At 57.9% G+C, this 14,555-nt stretch carries 11 protein-coding genes; 7 read left to right on the plus strand and 4 right to left on the minus strand.

Annotated elements, in window-relative coordinates; all coding sequences use genetic code 11:
- The first annotated feature begins 219 nt into the window (after positions 1-219).
- The gene (locus tag PV407_RS12075) at positions 220-507 is read left to right on the plus strand and encodes a DUF3055 domain-containing protein (RefSeq protein WP_332090173.1); all 288 of its coding nucleotides are present in this window, start codon (positions 220-222) and stop codon (positions 505-507) included.
- Positions 508-586: 79 nt separating this feature from the next.
- On the opposite strand, the gene PV407_RS12080 is transcribed toward PV407_RS12075, so the two are convergent.
- Positions 587-2,053 carry an aminotransferase class I/II-fold pyridoxal phosphate-dependent enzyme gene (locus PV407_RS12080; protein WP_332090174.1) on the minus strand — a complete coding sequence of 489 codons (1,467 nt, stop codon included), beginning with the start codon at positions 2,051-2,053 and terminating at the stop codon, positions 587-589.
- A 263-nt stretch (positions 2,054-2,316) separates the two neighbouring features.
- Here PV407_RS12080 and PV407_RS12085 point away from each other — a divergent pair, with 263 nt between their 5' ends.
- The 3 genes from PV407_RS12085 to PV407_RS12095 all read left to right on the plus strand — a co-directional run bounded on the left by PV407_RS12085 (position 2,317) and on the right by PV407_RS12095 (position 6,917).
- Complete coding sequence (locus PV407_RS12085) at positions 2,317-3,597, plus strand: MFS transporter (RefSeq protein WP_332090175.1); 1,281 nt, start codon at positions 2,317-2,319, stop codon at positions 3,595-3,597.
- 52 nt (positions 3,598-3,649) lie between these two features.
- On the plus strand, positions 3,650-4,810 hold the full coding sequence (locus PV407_RS12090; RefSeq protein ID WP_332090176.1) for an MFS transporter: 1,161 nt from the start codon (positions 3,650-3,652) through the stop codon (positions 4,808-4,810).
- A 169-nt stretch (positions 4,811-4,979) separates the two neighbouring features.
- Complete coding sequence (locus PV407_RS12095) at positions 4,980-6,917, plus strand: DUF2334 domain-containing protein (RefSeq protein ID WP_332090177.1); 1,938 nt, start codon at positions 4,980-4,982, stop codon at positions 6,915-6,917.
- 507 nt (positions 6,918-7,424) lie between these two features.
- On the opposite strand, the gene PV407_RS12100 is transcribed toward PV407_RS12095, so the two are convergent.
- Both PV407_RS12100 and PV407_RS12105 read right to left on the minus strand, forming a co-directional pair.
- Entirely contained in the window at positions 7,425-8,369 is a 945-nt protein-coding gene (locus tag PV407_RS12100; RefSeq protein WP_332090178.1) for an aldo/keto reductase, read from the minus strand.
- 21 nt (positions 8,370-8,390) lie between these two features.
- A complete protein-coding gene (locus PV407_RS12105; protein WP_332090179.1) occupies positions 8,391-9,398 on the minus strand; it encodes a Gfo/Idh/MocA family protein in 1,008 nt (335 codons plus the stop codon).
- 118 nt (positions 9,399-9,516) lie between these two features.
- Here PV407_RS12105 and PV407_RS12110 point away from each other — a divergent pair, with 118 nt between their 5' ends.
- A complete protein-coding gene (locus PV407_RS12110; protein WP_332090180.1) occupies positions 9,517-10,368 on the plus strand; it encodes a helix-turn-helix transcriptional regulator in 852 nt (283 codons plus the stop codon).
- Positions 10,369-10,408: 40 nt separating this feature from the next.
- Here the strand turns inward: PV407_RS12110 and PV407_RS12115 are convergent, their stop codons facing one another.
- A complete protein-coding gene (locus PV407_RS12115) occupies positions 10,409-11,242 on the minus strand; it encodes an aldo/keto reductase (RefSeq protein WP_332090181.1) in 834 nt (277 codons plus the stop codon).
- 628 nt (positions 11,243-11,870) lie between these two features.
- Here PV407_RS12115 and PV407_RS12120 point away from each other — a divergent pair.
- Both PV407_RS12120 and PV407_RS12125 read left to right on the plus strand, forming a co-directional pair.
- The gene (locus PV407_RS12120; RefSeq protein WP_332090182.1) at positions 11,871-13,205 is read left to right on the plus strand and encodes an ABC transporter substrate-binding protein; all 1,335 of its coding nucleotides are present in this window, start codon (positions 11,871-11,873) and stop codon (positions 13,203-13,205) included.
- Positions 13,206-13,397: 192 nt separating this feature from the next.
- On the plus strand, positions 13,398-14,477 hold the full coding sequence (locus PV407_RS12125; RefSeq protein WP_332090183.1) for a GntR family transcriptional regulator: 1,080 nt from the start codon (positions 13,398-13,400) through the stop codon (positions 14,475-14,477).
- Positions 14,478-14,555: the final 78 nt, after the last annotated feature.

Below are 14,555 nucleotides of genomic sequence, written 5' to 3' on the forward strand. Positions count from 1 at the left end.
ACACCACCTTAGTCGTCCCGTTATCCATCAACATCATAGCATTTCGTCCATAGTTTGACAACGGTGCGGAGCTGGCCGGTTCGTTCGCCTGCGGCCGTCGAAAGGCGGTTTTCGCCGGATTGGTCCATAGGAATCATTGCGTTCCGCCAGATTCGTATGATATACTTGCAAAAATAATACAAATATTCAGAAAATTCAATCCAAAAGGAGCGTGACCGCATGTTTGATCGTTTGTACGATACGGCGGAACAATCGAACGTCCAGTTTGTCGGCTTCGCTACCGATCGGACCCGTTACGATTTCGGCATTGTGTACACGACGGCGTTTTTCGGCAAGCCTTTGGTCATTTGCATGCAGACGAACCGCTCCTGTTTGTTGGATCACGACGATCTCGACCATTTGGCGCATTTGCAGCGCTCGTTCGGGCTGAACGTCGAAGAGGCGGAGGACGTGTCCGTCTTTTTGAAGCAGCTCATCCCGAGCATGCGGCTCAGCGAGCAATATTGACGCGATTCGATACAAAACGAAAAGGAGTCGCTCCGCATTCGCAGGCGGGCGGCTCCTTTTTTGTCGCGTCTCGGGGCTGCTAGAAAATCGGCTTCGTTTCCACGATTACCTTGACGAACTCGATCGTCCGGTCTTCCGGTCCTTTGACCGGCAGGCCGACTTCGAGATGATCGACGATGTAGTCGATGTTTTCCTGCGAGATAACCTCGCCGGGAAGCAATATCGGTATGCCGGGCGGATACACGTAAATGAACTCGGCCATAATGCGGCCGGCCGACTCCTTGAACGGGACGAGCTCCGTATCGCCGTAGAAGGCGTCGCGCGGCGTCAGCGAAAGCTGGGGGATTTCCGGGATTTTGACGACGAGCTCGTTCGCCTCGTTATGGGCGTGCTCCTTCGCCAGCTCGGCCAGCGCGTCCAGCAAAATGTCCACGTTTTCCTGCGTATCGGCGGGCGTAATGAGGCAGAGGATGTTGTACATATCGCTCAGCTCGATCTCGATATTGTACTTGTCCCGCAGCCAATTTTCCGCGTCGTAGCCCGTAATGCCGAGATGGCGGATATGGATCGTCACTTTGGTCGGATCGTAATCGAACGTCGCCTCGGTGCCGAGAATATCGTCCCCGAAGCAGTACAAGCCCGGAATTTCGTTAATGCGCCGGCGCGCGTATTCGGCGAGCCGCATCGTTTGCTCGGCCATCTCTTTGCCGTGCAGCGCCAGCTTGCGCCGCGACGTATCGAGCGAAGCCAGCAGCAGGTACGACGTCGACGTCGTCGTCAGCATGCTGATGATCGTTTGAATGCGTCTTTGGCTGACGCGCGGGCCTTGCACGTTCAGCACCGAGCTTTGCGTCATGGAGCCTCCGAGCTTGTGCACGCTGGTCGCGGCCATATCGGCTCCCGCTTTCATGGCGGATATCGGCAAGTCGTCGTGAAAATGGATAAGCGCCCCGTGCGCCTCGTCGACGAGCACCGGAATGTCGTAGCTATGTACGAGCTCCACGATCTGCTTCAAATCGGCGCAAACGCCGTAATACGTCGGGTTGATGACGAGCACCGCTTTCGCATCCGGATGCTTGTCGAGCGCTTTGCGTACGGAGCTCGTCGTGACGCCGTGATCGATGCCCAAATTCGTATCGCGGACGGGCGACAAAAAGATCGGCTTCGCCCCCGAAAAGATGATTGCCGACAAGATCGATTTATGGACATTGCGCGGAACGATAATTTTGTCGCCTTCGCCGACGACGGACATGATCATCGTCATGATCGCGCCGCTCGTTCCTTGCACGGAAAATACCGTATATTCGGCCCCGAACGCGTCGGCGGCCAGCCGCTGCGCTTCCATGATCACGCCGGTCGGCTGATGCAGGTCGTCGAGCGGCGCGATATTGATCAAATCGATCGAGAGCGCATTGTCTCCGATAAATGCGCGAAATTCCGGATCGGAGCCCGCTCCCTTTTTGTGTCCGGGAATATGAAACTGAATCGGCTGCCTGGCCGCATGCTCGGTCAATGCGGTAAAAAGCGGCGTGCGGTTATGATCCATGCGGACATCCCTTCCTTCCGGGCGGCTTGAAATGGTATTCTTAAACAAGCTTGAGTATATCAAATTGACCGCCACATGCAAGTTAAATGTTCAAGAATTAACTTGCACGGTCCATGACAAGTTAATGTTCAAGAATTAACTTGCACGGCCCATGCAAGTTAAATATTCAAGAAGTAAAATATCGGCCGATTGGGAAACAATACATAGATGGCGGCGGCGAAGCAGCCGTCCGAACCGATATCGCAACGGCAGAGGGTGAACTCGTGAACCGACTGAAAACGTTTTGGGCCAATCAAAAGCAATTTTTTACTCCATTCGTCGTACTGCTTCTCGTCATCATGTTCATCGTCGAGTTCGTGAAAGGAGCGATTCTCGTCTCGATCCTGCCGATCTACATGAAGTCGGCGCTCGGGATATCGACCTTTCTTATCGGCTGGACGATGGCGTTCCAATATATCGGGGACAATTTGTTCCGTTCCCCGGTCGGGTGGCTGATCGATAAAATCGGTTACCGTCCGGTCATGCTGACCGGGGTGATTCTGACCTTCGTTTCCGTCGTCATATTGGTGACGTTCAAGCACCCCGCCTGGATCATCTTCTCGTGCACGCTGCTCGGCATCGGCACGTCGCCGTTGTGGCCGTGCGTCATTACGGGGGCGACGGAGTCGGTCGGCGAGAAGGGGACCGGGACGATGATGTCGGTCATCTATATGGCGTGGCTGACCGGGGTCGGGCTCGGTCCGGTCGTCATCAACTTTTTTATCGACGAAACGTTTACGGTCGCGTTCCGGCTGCTCGTCATGCTGATGCTCGCCTGCATCCTCGTAACGTTCTGGATGCCGGCGCGCAGAAAAAGCGGGGACGGTATCCGATCGCTAGCGCAAGAGCTGAAGCGGAAACGGGAGACCCGACAGCCGCTCGGTACCATGTGGAGCCGTCTAAACGACAAAATACGCCGGTATTTGAATGAAGCGAGAAGCTCGCTCGACGTCGGCTGGGCGTTTTATGTGGCGCTGTTCGCCCAAACGTTCGCGCTCGGGCTGCTTACGCCGGTGCTGACGCTGTACGCGCGGACGGTGCTCCATTTGACCCCGACGCAATACAGCCTGTTTTTGATTGCCGGCGGCGCGATTACCGTCCTGTTTCTCATTCCGGTCGGCAAGCTCGTCGACCGTTGGGGGGCGAAATGGTTCGTCAACGTCGGCCTGCTGCTCAGCACGTTCAGTCTGCTTACGTTTCCGTACATTACGTCGATTTCGATCATTCTCGTGCTGGTGACGCTGGTCGGGATCGGCTATGCGCTGCTTATCCCGTCCTGGAACGCGCTGATCGCTTCCGTCATCCCGAAGGAAAAACGGGGGGCGATATGGGGATTTTTTTTGACGATCGAAGGATGCGGCAACGTGATCGGACCGATCGTTTCGGGCAAAATGTGGGATACGCTCGGCCATCGCGCGCCGTTCCTCACGAGCGGCATCGTGCTCGCCGTCCTGTTCGTTCTGCAATTGTTCATTTTTTCCGGCCGTAAAGTTATGGTAAAATGATGTAGCGATTCGGATCGATCGCGACATTTCCATTCAGTCGGGGGCTTTAACTGTGAACAAGCAACTTTCGGCGATCATGCTGCTGCTTATGACGATTTTTATCGGGTTCGGCATTATCATTCCGGTATTGCCGGAAATCGTCGGGCCGTTCCATCTCAATATGATGCTGATGCTCTATTCGGCCGTATCGTTTCTCATGTCTCCGTTTTGGGGATCGCTGTCCGACAAAATCGGCCGCCGTCCCGTCCTGCTGGCCGGCCTGTGCGGCTTCGCGGTCAGCTTTTTGCTGCTCGGCCTGGCCGGCGATTCGCTATGGCTGCTTTACGTATCGCGGCTGCTCGGCGGGCTGTTTTCCGGAGCTGCGACGTCGTGCGCGGTCGCTTACGTGGCGGACATTACGACCGAACAAAACCGGACGAAGGGGATGGGGCTCGTCGGCATGTCGATCGGGCTCGGCTTCATTTTCGGCCCGGCGGTAGGAGGACTGCTCACCGGCTTCGGCTTGTCGGTGCCGTTCTTCGTCGCGTCCGCGCTTTCGTTCGTCGCGTTCGCGCTCGCCGCCGCCCGCCTTCCCGAATCGCTGCCCGCCTCGCGAAGAGGCGAAGCGCCGAAACGGGCGTCCCGCTGGACCGCTTTTTCCGGATCGCTGAAATATTTGTACATGCTGTCGTTTTTCGTGACGTTCACGCTGGCCGGCATGGAAGGGACGCTCCAATATTTCGAGGCGCTCAAGTTCGGAGCGGGGCCGATGGATATCGGCATTATGTTTCTGGTAAGCGGAATCGTCGGAGCGGCCATTCAAGGCGGCGTCGTCCGCCGGCTCGTCAAGCCGGGAGACGAGGCGAAAGTGATCATGATCGGCCTGCTGCTGTCCTCCGCCGGCTTTTTCCTCATTTTGCTGTCGTCCAGCCTGCTGACCGCGACGCTGTATTTGACCGTGTTCGGGGCCGGCAACGCGCTCATTCGCCCGTGCGTCCTGTCTCTCATCACGCAAAAGACGAAGGTCGGACAAGGGGTCGCGACCGGACTCAACTCGTCCATGGACAGCCTGGGCCGCATCGCGGGACCGATGATGGGCATGGGCGCGTACCATCTGAACGTGAACTTGCCGTTCGCGATCGGCGGTACGCTCTGCTTGGCGGCCATTTCGCTGCTGCTAGCCTTCCGGACGGCCGACAGCCGGACGATCCGCGCGGAAAGCGCGGCCAGGTAAGCCCCGGCTCGAACGGGCGGAATGCCGAAACGGCGGGCGGTCCCGCAGCCGACACCTCTCCGGCGCGATATGCGCGGGGAGGTTTTTTTGTTGATGATTTTTGTAAGCGGTTTAGATATAATACAACTAGTCGGCGCAAAGGAATGAAGCAGCAGGAGGGACCCGCATTTTGAAACGCGCGCTATTCGCCATCCGGTTTCGCACTCGCGTCATGCTGGCCGTGATGGCCGTTTTCATTTTATTATACGCTTTATATCTCGTCCCGGCCGTCGGGAACGACAATATGCCGAAACAGATTTTGCTCCGTCTGGAGGACGTCGGGCCGGGAGGCCAGTACGGCACCGTCGAACAGCTCGGCAAGCTGAGAGCGGTTTTGCGCCTGCTGGAGCGAAACGGAGTCCGGTACCAAATCGCCGTCATTCCGCGCTGGGTCAACGTGTCCAAGGACGGCAGCCGGTACGACGTGTCGATCGACCGGACGGACGACGAGTACGTTCGGGCGTTCGATTCGCTGCTGCGCATGGCGGAACGCGACGGCGCCGTACTCGGGATGCACGGCTATACGCATCAGGTCGGCGATGCGTACCGCAACGACGGACAGCAGGAGTCGGGGGGCGGCAACGAGTTTTATATCCCCGACGTCAAGGAAACGATGACGACGGCTTACGCCTCGATGCGCGTCGAGCAAGGGGCGGAGACGTTTCGGCGTGCCGGCTTTTTCCCGTATTTTTGGGAGGCGCCGCACTATCATACGCTGCCGGAGCAGGACGCCGTGTTCCGGAACTATTTCGGCCTGCATTTTCAGGCGAACGTGCAAATCAACCGCAACGCGCTGTACCCGCAATATTCGACGGAACGCAACACGGGCTATGGCGCCCCTTCGCTCGGGGCGGTGTACGTCCCGACGCCGCTATCCTACATCCCTTATAATCGCGACGTGGACATCATTACGAACCAGTTGGGCAAATCCGACAAGCTGCCGGCTTTATTTTTCCATCCGTTTCTGGAATTCAAGCATTTGCTGCCGGTGACGGACGAGGAAGGAAACCCTTTGCTCGAGGACGGCCTCCCGCTGTACGACTATCCGGCCGAAGCGAAAAGCCCGCTGCAAAAACTGCTCCCCAGGCTCGCGGACAAAGGATACCGGTTCATGTCGTTGACCGATTTCATTCCGTTCGTTCCAGCGCACAGCGTCAAGGTCGGAAACGGCAAGGAAGGGGCCGTCGAGCTGGAGGACGTGAACGGGGACGGACAGTCCGACATCGTCGACTGGGACAAAAGCAAAAACGAAGTGAACGTGACGGAAGGCCGTTTTCGCGGCTTGCGCAACGAAGCCGCGCCGCCTCCGAAAGTATGGTGCAAGCTGAAGTACGAGAAGGGCGACGTATGGACGATGCTCGACGACGACGGCGACGGCCGGGCGGATTTATGGGTGATGCGGGCGAACGGCACGATCGAGTCGTATCGTTCGAAAGGGAACGAATTCGTCTTTTCGCGCTCCTGGAAAAAAAGCAAGCAGGGCTGGACCCAGATGATGGCGCTGCGGAAAACGGGAGGCGAATGGGTTATCGCCGGCGAAGCGGCCGACGGCAGCCAGCTTGAAAGCTATGCGCTGAAAAAGGGCGAGCCGGTGGCGTTGGCGCCGCGCCCATGGGACCGCAATTTCCCGATTCCGCTGACGGTTGGCGATTTGGACGGGGACGGCAACGACTCGCTGCTTATTCCGTTTCCGCATTCGTCCCGGTGGCTCGAGCTGAGTCCGGATACATCGGCATTGAAATGGAAGCGGAAAGTGCTTCAGCTGACGATACCGACGGGCGAGGACGGGCAGGTGAAAATCGGCGATTTCAACGGAGACGGGAAGCAGGACGTCTTATTTTGGAACGCGGAGGAGAAAAAGCTCGCCGTCTACCGGCAAACCGGCCCGCTCCAGTTCGAGCTGCTGTCGAGGATGGGGCCGTGGGGCCATTCGGGCGGCCGGCTGTTCGCGAAAGATTTGAACGGGGACGGGAGGCACGACATCGCCGAGCTCAGCAATGACGAGCCGTATGTGGATACGGCGATGTCGTTCCAATCGAAACGTCCGGCGGCGCAAGCCGCGCGATAGCGGTTCGAACGAAAACGGTCGCGGACGCAAGGAGCCGAAAGGCGCCTCGCAGCCGCGACCGTTTTTGTTTGTTGGATAATGAATGTTTTACTTCGCTATGGCACAACAGCGAAGTGCGACCTTTTTGCCAAGAGCAAGCGTCGAACGGCAGCTTTCGGGCAGGGAGACGTTAACGAATCCAAGTAACGTTATTTGCGGCAAAAGGAACGGTTTTCTCGTCTAACGAATCGAGACGACCTTATTTCACGGAAACGGGCGCAATTAGGCGGTCGCTGCGCCGAATAACGATACTCCAGTTCGTCAGATCGGCAAGTACGTCAAACGAGTCTCAATAAGGTTATGCCGGTTCGTTAGCGGCGGCGCCCTTTACAGTTTTTGAGCATGATGCGAGTGGCGTCTTTCGGTTCCGCGTCCGGTGTCTCCTGATCCCGCCGGGCCGCTGGAATCGAACGAACGGTTTGCGCAGAAAAGACCGCCTGTCCGACGGTCTTTTCTTGGTTCTTACCTCTATATCGTCTGCTTCTCCGCAGACAAATCGAGCCAGCCCAGCTCCTCCGCGCTAAGCTTGATGCGCGTGGCGTCATGGCACGAATGCAGCTCGTCGGCGTTTTTCGGGCCGATCAAGGCGCACGTCGGAAACGGCTGGTTCAGCACGTACGCCAGCGCGATCTGAATCGTCGACGCGCCGCGCTCTTTCCCCAGCTGTTCGGCGCGGCGGTACCGCTCCCAGTTGGCGTCGCTGTAGAAGACGCGCACGAGGTCGGCGTTGTCGCGCACGTCCGGCGTAAACAAGCCGGTGAAAAATCCGCGCGCCTGCGACGACCACGACAGCAGAGGAAACTGCTTCTTTTCGTGCCAGGCGCAGTCCTCCGCGTCGGCGGACACGCAGCCGGCCCAATACGGCTCGTTCGGCTTCGCCAGGCTCAAATTCGGGCTGCTGAACGTAAATCCGACGAGACCGTGCGCCGCCGCATAGTCGTTCGCCTCCTGAATGCGGCTTGTCGTCCAGTTCGAAACGCCGATGGCGCGAATGCGGCCGGCTTCGATATGCTCGTTAAGCGCTTCGACGATCGGGCCGACGTGGACGTTCGGATCGTCGCGGTGCAGCGCGTAAAGATCGACGTAATCGGTGCGCAGCCGCTCCAGGCTGACGGCCAGCTCCTCGTCGATCGCCTGCTTGTTCACGCGGGGACCGTTCGCGTTATGATGCGCGCCTTTCGTCAGCACGATCATATCGGCGCGGTTTCGGCGCGACTCCATCCACAGGCCGATCGTCTTTTCGCTGTTGCCGCCCCCGTATATGTAGGCGGAATCGACCGCGTTTCCGCCGATCGCCACATAGGCGTCGAGCAGCTCTCCTACCGTATCCAGCAGCTCCGGCTTGTAGTAGTCGGTTCCCATCATAAGCTGCGAGCAGCGCTTGTCCAAGCCCGGTATCGAAATATAGTCCATGATCGGATGCACTCCTTATCGTTAAGATGGAAGGACGACGCGTGCGCGCGTACGCGCCGATTCGAGACAGGCGTCGACGACGCGCATGTTCAAGACCGGATCGTCGGACGATATAACGGACGGTGCGCCGTCCAAAACCGTCGCGGCGAAATCGTCGGCCTGCAGGCTGTATTGGTTGACGGCGTCCAGCTTATCTTCCCGGCGCTCGCCCTTAACCGTTACGTAGAAGACGGACGGCGCATTCGGCGGGCAAACGAACGCCGAAGGCAGCTCGATGCGCCCTTCGGTGCCCAGCACCTCGAGCGTGTTGCGGCCCGCCGCCCACATGGCGCAGTCGAACGTCAAGGCGACGCCGCCCGAAAATTCGAGCAAGCCGGACGCCATCATGTCGACGCCGCCGTGCTCGGGGGAGAAGAAGGCATGGACGGTCGCCGCTTCCGGCTCCCGGCCGAGCAGCAGGCGCGCGGCGCTGATCGGGTAAACGCCGATATCGTAGATGGAGCCGCCGCCCATCGCCGGATCGTTGCGGAAATTGGTCGTGTTCGCCGAGTTGTTGAACGTAAACGTGCCGTGAATGCCGCGAATCGTGCCGATTTCGCCGGAATCGATAATTTCTTTCACCCGCGCGTACCGCGGATGGTGGCGATACATGAACGCCTCGGCCAGCTTCACGCCGTGCTTCCGGCAAGCCTCGACCATGTCGGCCGCCTCGGCGGCGTCCATCGAAAACGGCTTTTCGCACAGTACGTGCTTCCCGGCTTCGGCGGCGCGGATCGTCCATTCCTTATGCAAATTGTTCGGCAGCGGAATGTACACCGCGTCGACGTCCGCGTCGGCCAGCAGCGCCTCGTAGCTGCCGTACGATTTGGGGATGCCGAGCTTCTCGGCGGTTTGCTTCGCTTTCGACTCGTCGCGGCTGGCGATGGCGACGACTTCGCCCCGCGCGGATTGCGCGATGCCGGGAATGACGGAACGGACCGCGATTCCCGCGCAGCCGAGTATGCCCCATCGCAGCTTGGATTGCACCATTGAATATTCAACCCCTCATTAGCAGTTTATTGTCATTATAATGCATGGATAATATAATAAATATAATAATATATTGTTACCTGGTAACACGATATTGTCATCGTATGGGGGGGGCGACATGGTCCACAATATCCGGCTGCTGCCGACGCAGCCGCATCGGCGTTTTTTTTGTTGGCCGGTTTCGGTCGGGAGATTTAAAGGCGATCCGCATCACAGCATTCATCGGAGCAAAGGGGCGATCAACGAATTCAATATTCATTTCGTCGCCGGCGGGAAAGGATATGTCGAAATCGACGGGGTCGTGCATATGATGCACGCGGGCAGCGCCTTTTTGTTTTTTCCGTTGGAGGAGCAAAGGTACTACAGCTCGGAGGATGAGCCGTGGGACGTCAGATGGGTGCATTTTTACGGGGACAAGCTGCAGGAATTCATGATGGAGCACGGCTTTCACCGTTCCACGCTATGGTCGTTTCATCAACTGGATCCGGTCGCGGAAGCGCACGAAGCGCTGTATGGAGAGGCGCTCCGGCATAACATCCTGCACGAGACGAAGCTGTCCGCGCTGACGTACGCGTTTCTCGTGGAGTTTATGGGGCAGGCGGCGCCTTTTGAAGGCGCCAGAAGCGCCGTCAGGACCGATCGGATCACCGGGCTGCTGCCGCGAATGCAGGAGAAGGCTCGCGAGCCGTTCGACTTGGCGTATTGGGCGGAGCAGGCCGGCGTCAGCCCGTTTTACTTTTGCAAGCTGTTCCGCAATGCGACGCGGACGACGCCGCTCGATTTCGTCACGCTTTGCCGGATGCAGCTCGGCAAGCAGCTGCTGCTGGAACGCCCGGAACAGCCGGTAAAAGAGATCGCGGCCGAAGTCGGTTATAGTAGCGCGAGCTATTTCAACAAAAAATTTATCGAGCACGAAGGGATGACGCCGACCGAATTCCGCGAGCTGTATTTGAAGAAGGAGTCGTCGTAAACGCAAAACGGCCCGGTCGTTCGAACCGGGCCGCACAGGATCAGAAGTTGAAATTGTCCGGATCGGGACCGACCCGGCGGTTCTCGTTCAGCTCGTCGATGCGCCGCATGTCGTCCGCGGACAGCTCGAAATCGAAAATGTCCGCATTTTCGCGGATACGTTCGGGCGTGACCGACTTCGGAATGGTGACGACGCCGTTTTGAACGTCCCAGCGCAAAATAATTTGCGCCGGCGTTTTGCGGTGCTTCGCCGCCAGCTCCTTCATCAGCTCGTGATCGAGCAGCTCCTTGCCCTGCATAAGCGGACTCCACGCTTCCAGTTGAATGCCCCGGTCGCGGCAATAGTTCAGCAGCGAACGCTGGGACAGGCGCGGATGGTATTCGACCTGATTGACCATCGGCTTGATTTCCGCATCCTGCAGCAAATCGTCCAAATGATGCTCGTGGAAATTGCTGACCCCGATCGCGCGGACGCGGCCGTCCTTATACAGCTTCTCTAGCGCTTTCCACGTTTCTTTATATTTGCCTTTGACCGGCCAATGGATCAAGTACAAGTCGACGTAATCCATGCCGAGCTTTTGCAGGCTCGACTCATACGCGGCCAGCGCGCTGTCGTACCCTTGATCGGCGTTCCATACTTTGGTCGTGACGAACAGCTCGCCGCGGGGTACGCCGCTCTCGCGCACCGCCTTGCCGACGCCTTCTTCGTTGCCGTAAGCGGCCGCCGTATCGATGCTCCGATAGCCGGCTTCGATGGCCGTCCTGACGGCGCGTTCCACTTCTCCGCCTTCGGTCACTTTCCATACGCCAAGCCCGAGCCAGGGCATGTTCACTCCGTTTGCCAGCGTTACGCCGGACGCCAATTGCTGAGTCATCGTCAAACCTCCGCTTCATTGGATTGTTTTGGGTTGCGGCAACGTCTTCAAGATACACCAACGGCCCGCCCGATGCAAATTCGCGGCAAGTCGCCGGAAAAACGCCGTTATCAGCCAACGTAACCATTGACATTCGCTTCGGTATGTACCTATAATGAGGTGTGGAAGCAGGTGGACCATCCACTTCGATTGGGAAAGCGATTATTAATGGGGATAACGCTTATACAATTGGGATAGCGATTTTTAGTTGGGATAGCGATTTTCAGTTGGGATAGCGCTTACTTTTCGTGGCTGGTCCACCAACCAAATCAAAACAAGGAGGTCGAGAGCTTTCAAAAACGATCGCGCCGAATGAGGCGGAAAGGGTGATGCCGGATTCAATTGTAAGCGCATTCGCATTCCCGCTCGCATGGGCGGTTTGCGACATTCGTGCGCTTGCCGAAGCGAAAAAGAACGAGTACCGGGGAGATCGCATCCGCTGCGAAAGGTCGCGTTCCCGCCGGTACCCGCATTGCGCATTGTTGCCGGTCCGAAGCGGCCCGGACAACAACCCGGACTTCATTGTGGCACAGCGAACGTCGTCAGGCAACCCGTTCCAACGAACGAGTCCGAACGGCGAATTGAAACGATGACAAAGGTGGGGATTCCGATTTCGATAGCTGCCGATAAAAAAACGGTTCTCGTCGCCGCTTGCGCGATGCTGGCCGGCCTGCTGGCCGGCTGCGGCGGGAGCCGGGAGACGGGCGGGACGCCGGCGGATAACAAAGAGAAAGCGCCGGAGCCCGTCACGCTGACCCTTACGCCGTACTTTTTGAACATGACCGACGAAGAATACGACGAAGTGATGATAAAGCCGTTGAAGGCGAAATATCCGCACATTACGCTGAACATTAACAAGGAGGACATCACGAAGCTGGTAACGGCGGGGCAGACGCCGGACATCGTGTACGGGGCCAACTCCAGATTTTCGGTTCTCCAGGACCTCGATTTGCCGTACGATTTGCGCGAATTCGCGAAAACGTACAAAGTCGACCTGAACAAATTCGCCAGCCCGAACATCGACTGGATCAAGGAGCTCGGTCCGAAAGGCGAATTGTATGCGCTTCCGTTCGCGCTCAATCATATGGCGCTTTTTTACAACAAAGATTTGTTCGACAAGCGCGGCGTTCCGTACCCGAAGGACGGCCTGTTTTGGGACGAATACGTCGATATCGTCAAAAAAATGACGTACAGCGAAGGCGGCGTACAATTTCGCGGCAGTCTTCCCCCGAACCCGGAAACGTTCGCCCGCATGAAATCGCAGCCACTCGTCGACGCAAGCGCGAACAAAGCGTTGGTGAATACGCCGCAGTTCAAGCCGCTGCTCGAGCTCGTGCAGCAGTTTTACCAAATTCCGGGGATGGTCGTCAATTTCCAGAAGCCGCCCGGACTCGACAGCTTTTTCAAAGACCAGCAAACCGCGATGTTCATGAACTGGATCCCGGATTCGCTCGGCCTGCTGCAAAAAAACGGGGCGCTCTTTCCGTTCGACCTCGTCGGCGCGCCGACGTTCCGCGATAATCCGGGGATTACGATCGATCCCGGCGCGCAGCTGATGATCGTGACGAAGACGTCGAAGCACAAGGAAGAAGCGTTTAAGGTGATCGAATTTTTGACGTCGCCGGACGTGCAGACGATATTGAACAAAAAAAGCCGGCTGACCGCGCTCGCCGACGAATCGATCCGCAAAGACTTTTTGTCCGAGCTGCCGCTGGCGAAAGGGAAAAACATCCAAGGCGCGCTGAAGGTCAAGCCGGCGAAAATGGCGCCGCCGAATCCGTACCACGTCGCGGTCGCTGGCAAAGTAAACGCTCTGGCCGACGTTATCGTCGCCGGGACGAAAGATATCAACACGATGCTGCGGGAAACGCAGGAAAGCGCCGACAAGGCGATCGCCGAGGAAGCCGCGCGCCGTCAAAAATAACGGCGGCCGACCTTCCGAAGGAGGAACCGGACCGAAGCCGGCAGGATCGGATGAGGGGTACGACACACGTCCGCCTGCCGGCCGTTCCCGTTTTCGGATCGCACGATCTGCCGCGATTATTGCGAACCTGCCGGCAATCGCCTATAATGAGTGGTGGTCAGTCCACTCGCCAACGACGCTGGAGATGAACGAATGAAATTCGACAACAGCTTTTTATATGATAAAATCAAACGGTTTTTGCGCGAAGATATATTGAACAAGGCCGAAGCCGGCAGCGAGGTCCGGCTGAAATCCGAAAGGGACATGGCCGAAGAAATGAACGTGAGCCGGTTCAGCGTCAACAAGGCGATCTCCGAGCTGGTTGCGGAAGGATATTTGGTCAAGCGAAGAGGCATCGGCGTTTTCATTCCCCCGAAGGAGCAGCTCGATACGCTCCGGCAGGCGGCGAATACGATCGCCGTCATATTCCCCGACATATCGGTTTACTATTTCGGCGATATTTACCGCGAATTCGAACATATCGCCACCGAGCGAAACTATAAGCTGGCCGTTTCGTTGGCCGGCCAGGATCCCGACGAGGAGAGGGCGATCCTGAACGCCATCCCGGGCCAATCGGTACGGGGCGTCATCGCCGCTCCGCACTTGAGCGGCCGCAACGCCGGGCTGTACGAGCAGCTTCACCGGTCCGGCATCCCGGTCGTGCTCATCGCGAGAATTCACGCCGACATGGATCATTTGCCGTACGTCGTATTCAATCAAAGCGAAGGATGCTACGAGGGCGCGACGCTTTTGCTGAAGCAGGGGCGAAGCGGCCTGTTATATATCGGCGACTACCCGGAAAGCTATTTGTCCGGGCTGCGCCAGGTCGGCATGCGGCAGGCGGCGGAAAGCCGCGGGATCGAAAGCCGGGAGCTGTTCAACAACGACCCCGATTTCGAACGAAAGCTGCTGAGCTGCGTAAAGGATCGCGGTGTCGACGGAATCGTCGCCTTCAACGATTTGATCGCGATCCGCGCCATGAATGTTCTAATCAAAAGCGGCGTCCGCGTGCCGGACGACGTCGCCGTACTCGGCTACGACAATTCGTCGCATGCGGAAATCGCGTTCGTCCCGCTCACGTCGGTGAAGTTCGACAAGCGCGGCTTGGCCCGCGCCGCCTTCGACACGCTCGAACGGCTGATCGACGGACGCGAAGCGCCGAAGAAGCAGGTCGTCGCGACCGAGCTCGTCGTCCGGGAATCGACGCGTCCTTCCGTCAAAACGAAGTCGTAACGGAAAAGAATTCGTTCCCTGCGGCTGCCGGGCGAACGACCGTCATTGATCGGAGCCGATCCGCCGGAACGGCTCTTA

Origin of the sequence: Paenibacillus sp. GYB003, assembly GCF_036577625.1 — a bacterium.
Lineage (GTDB): Bacteria > Bacillota > Bacilli > Paenibacillales > NBRC-103111 > Paenibacillus_AB.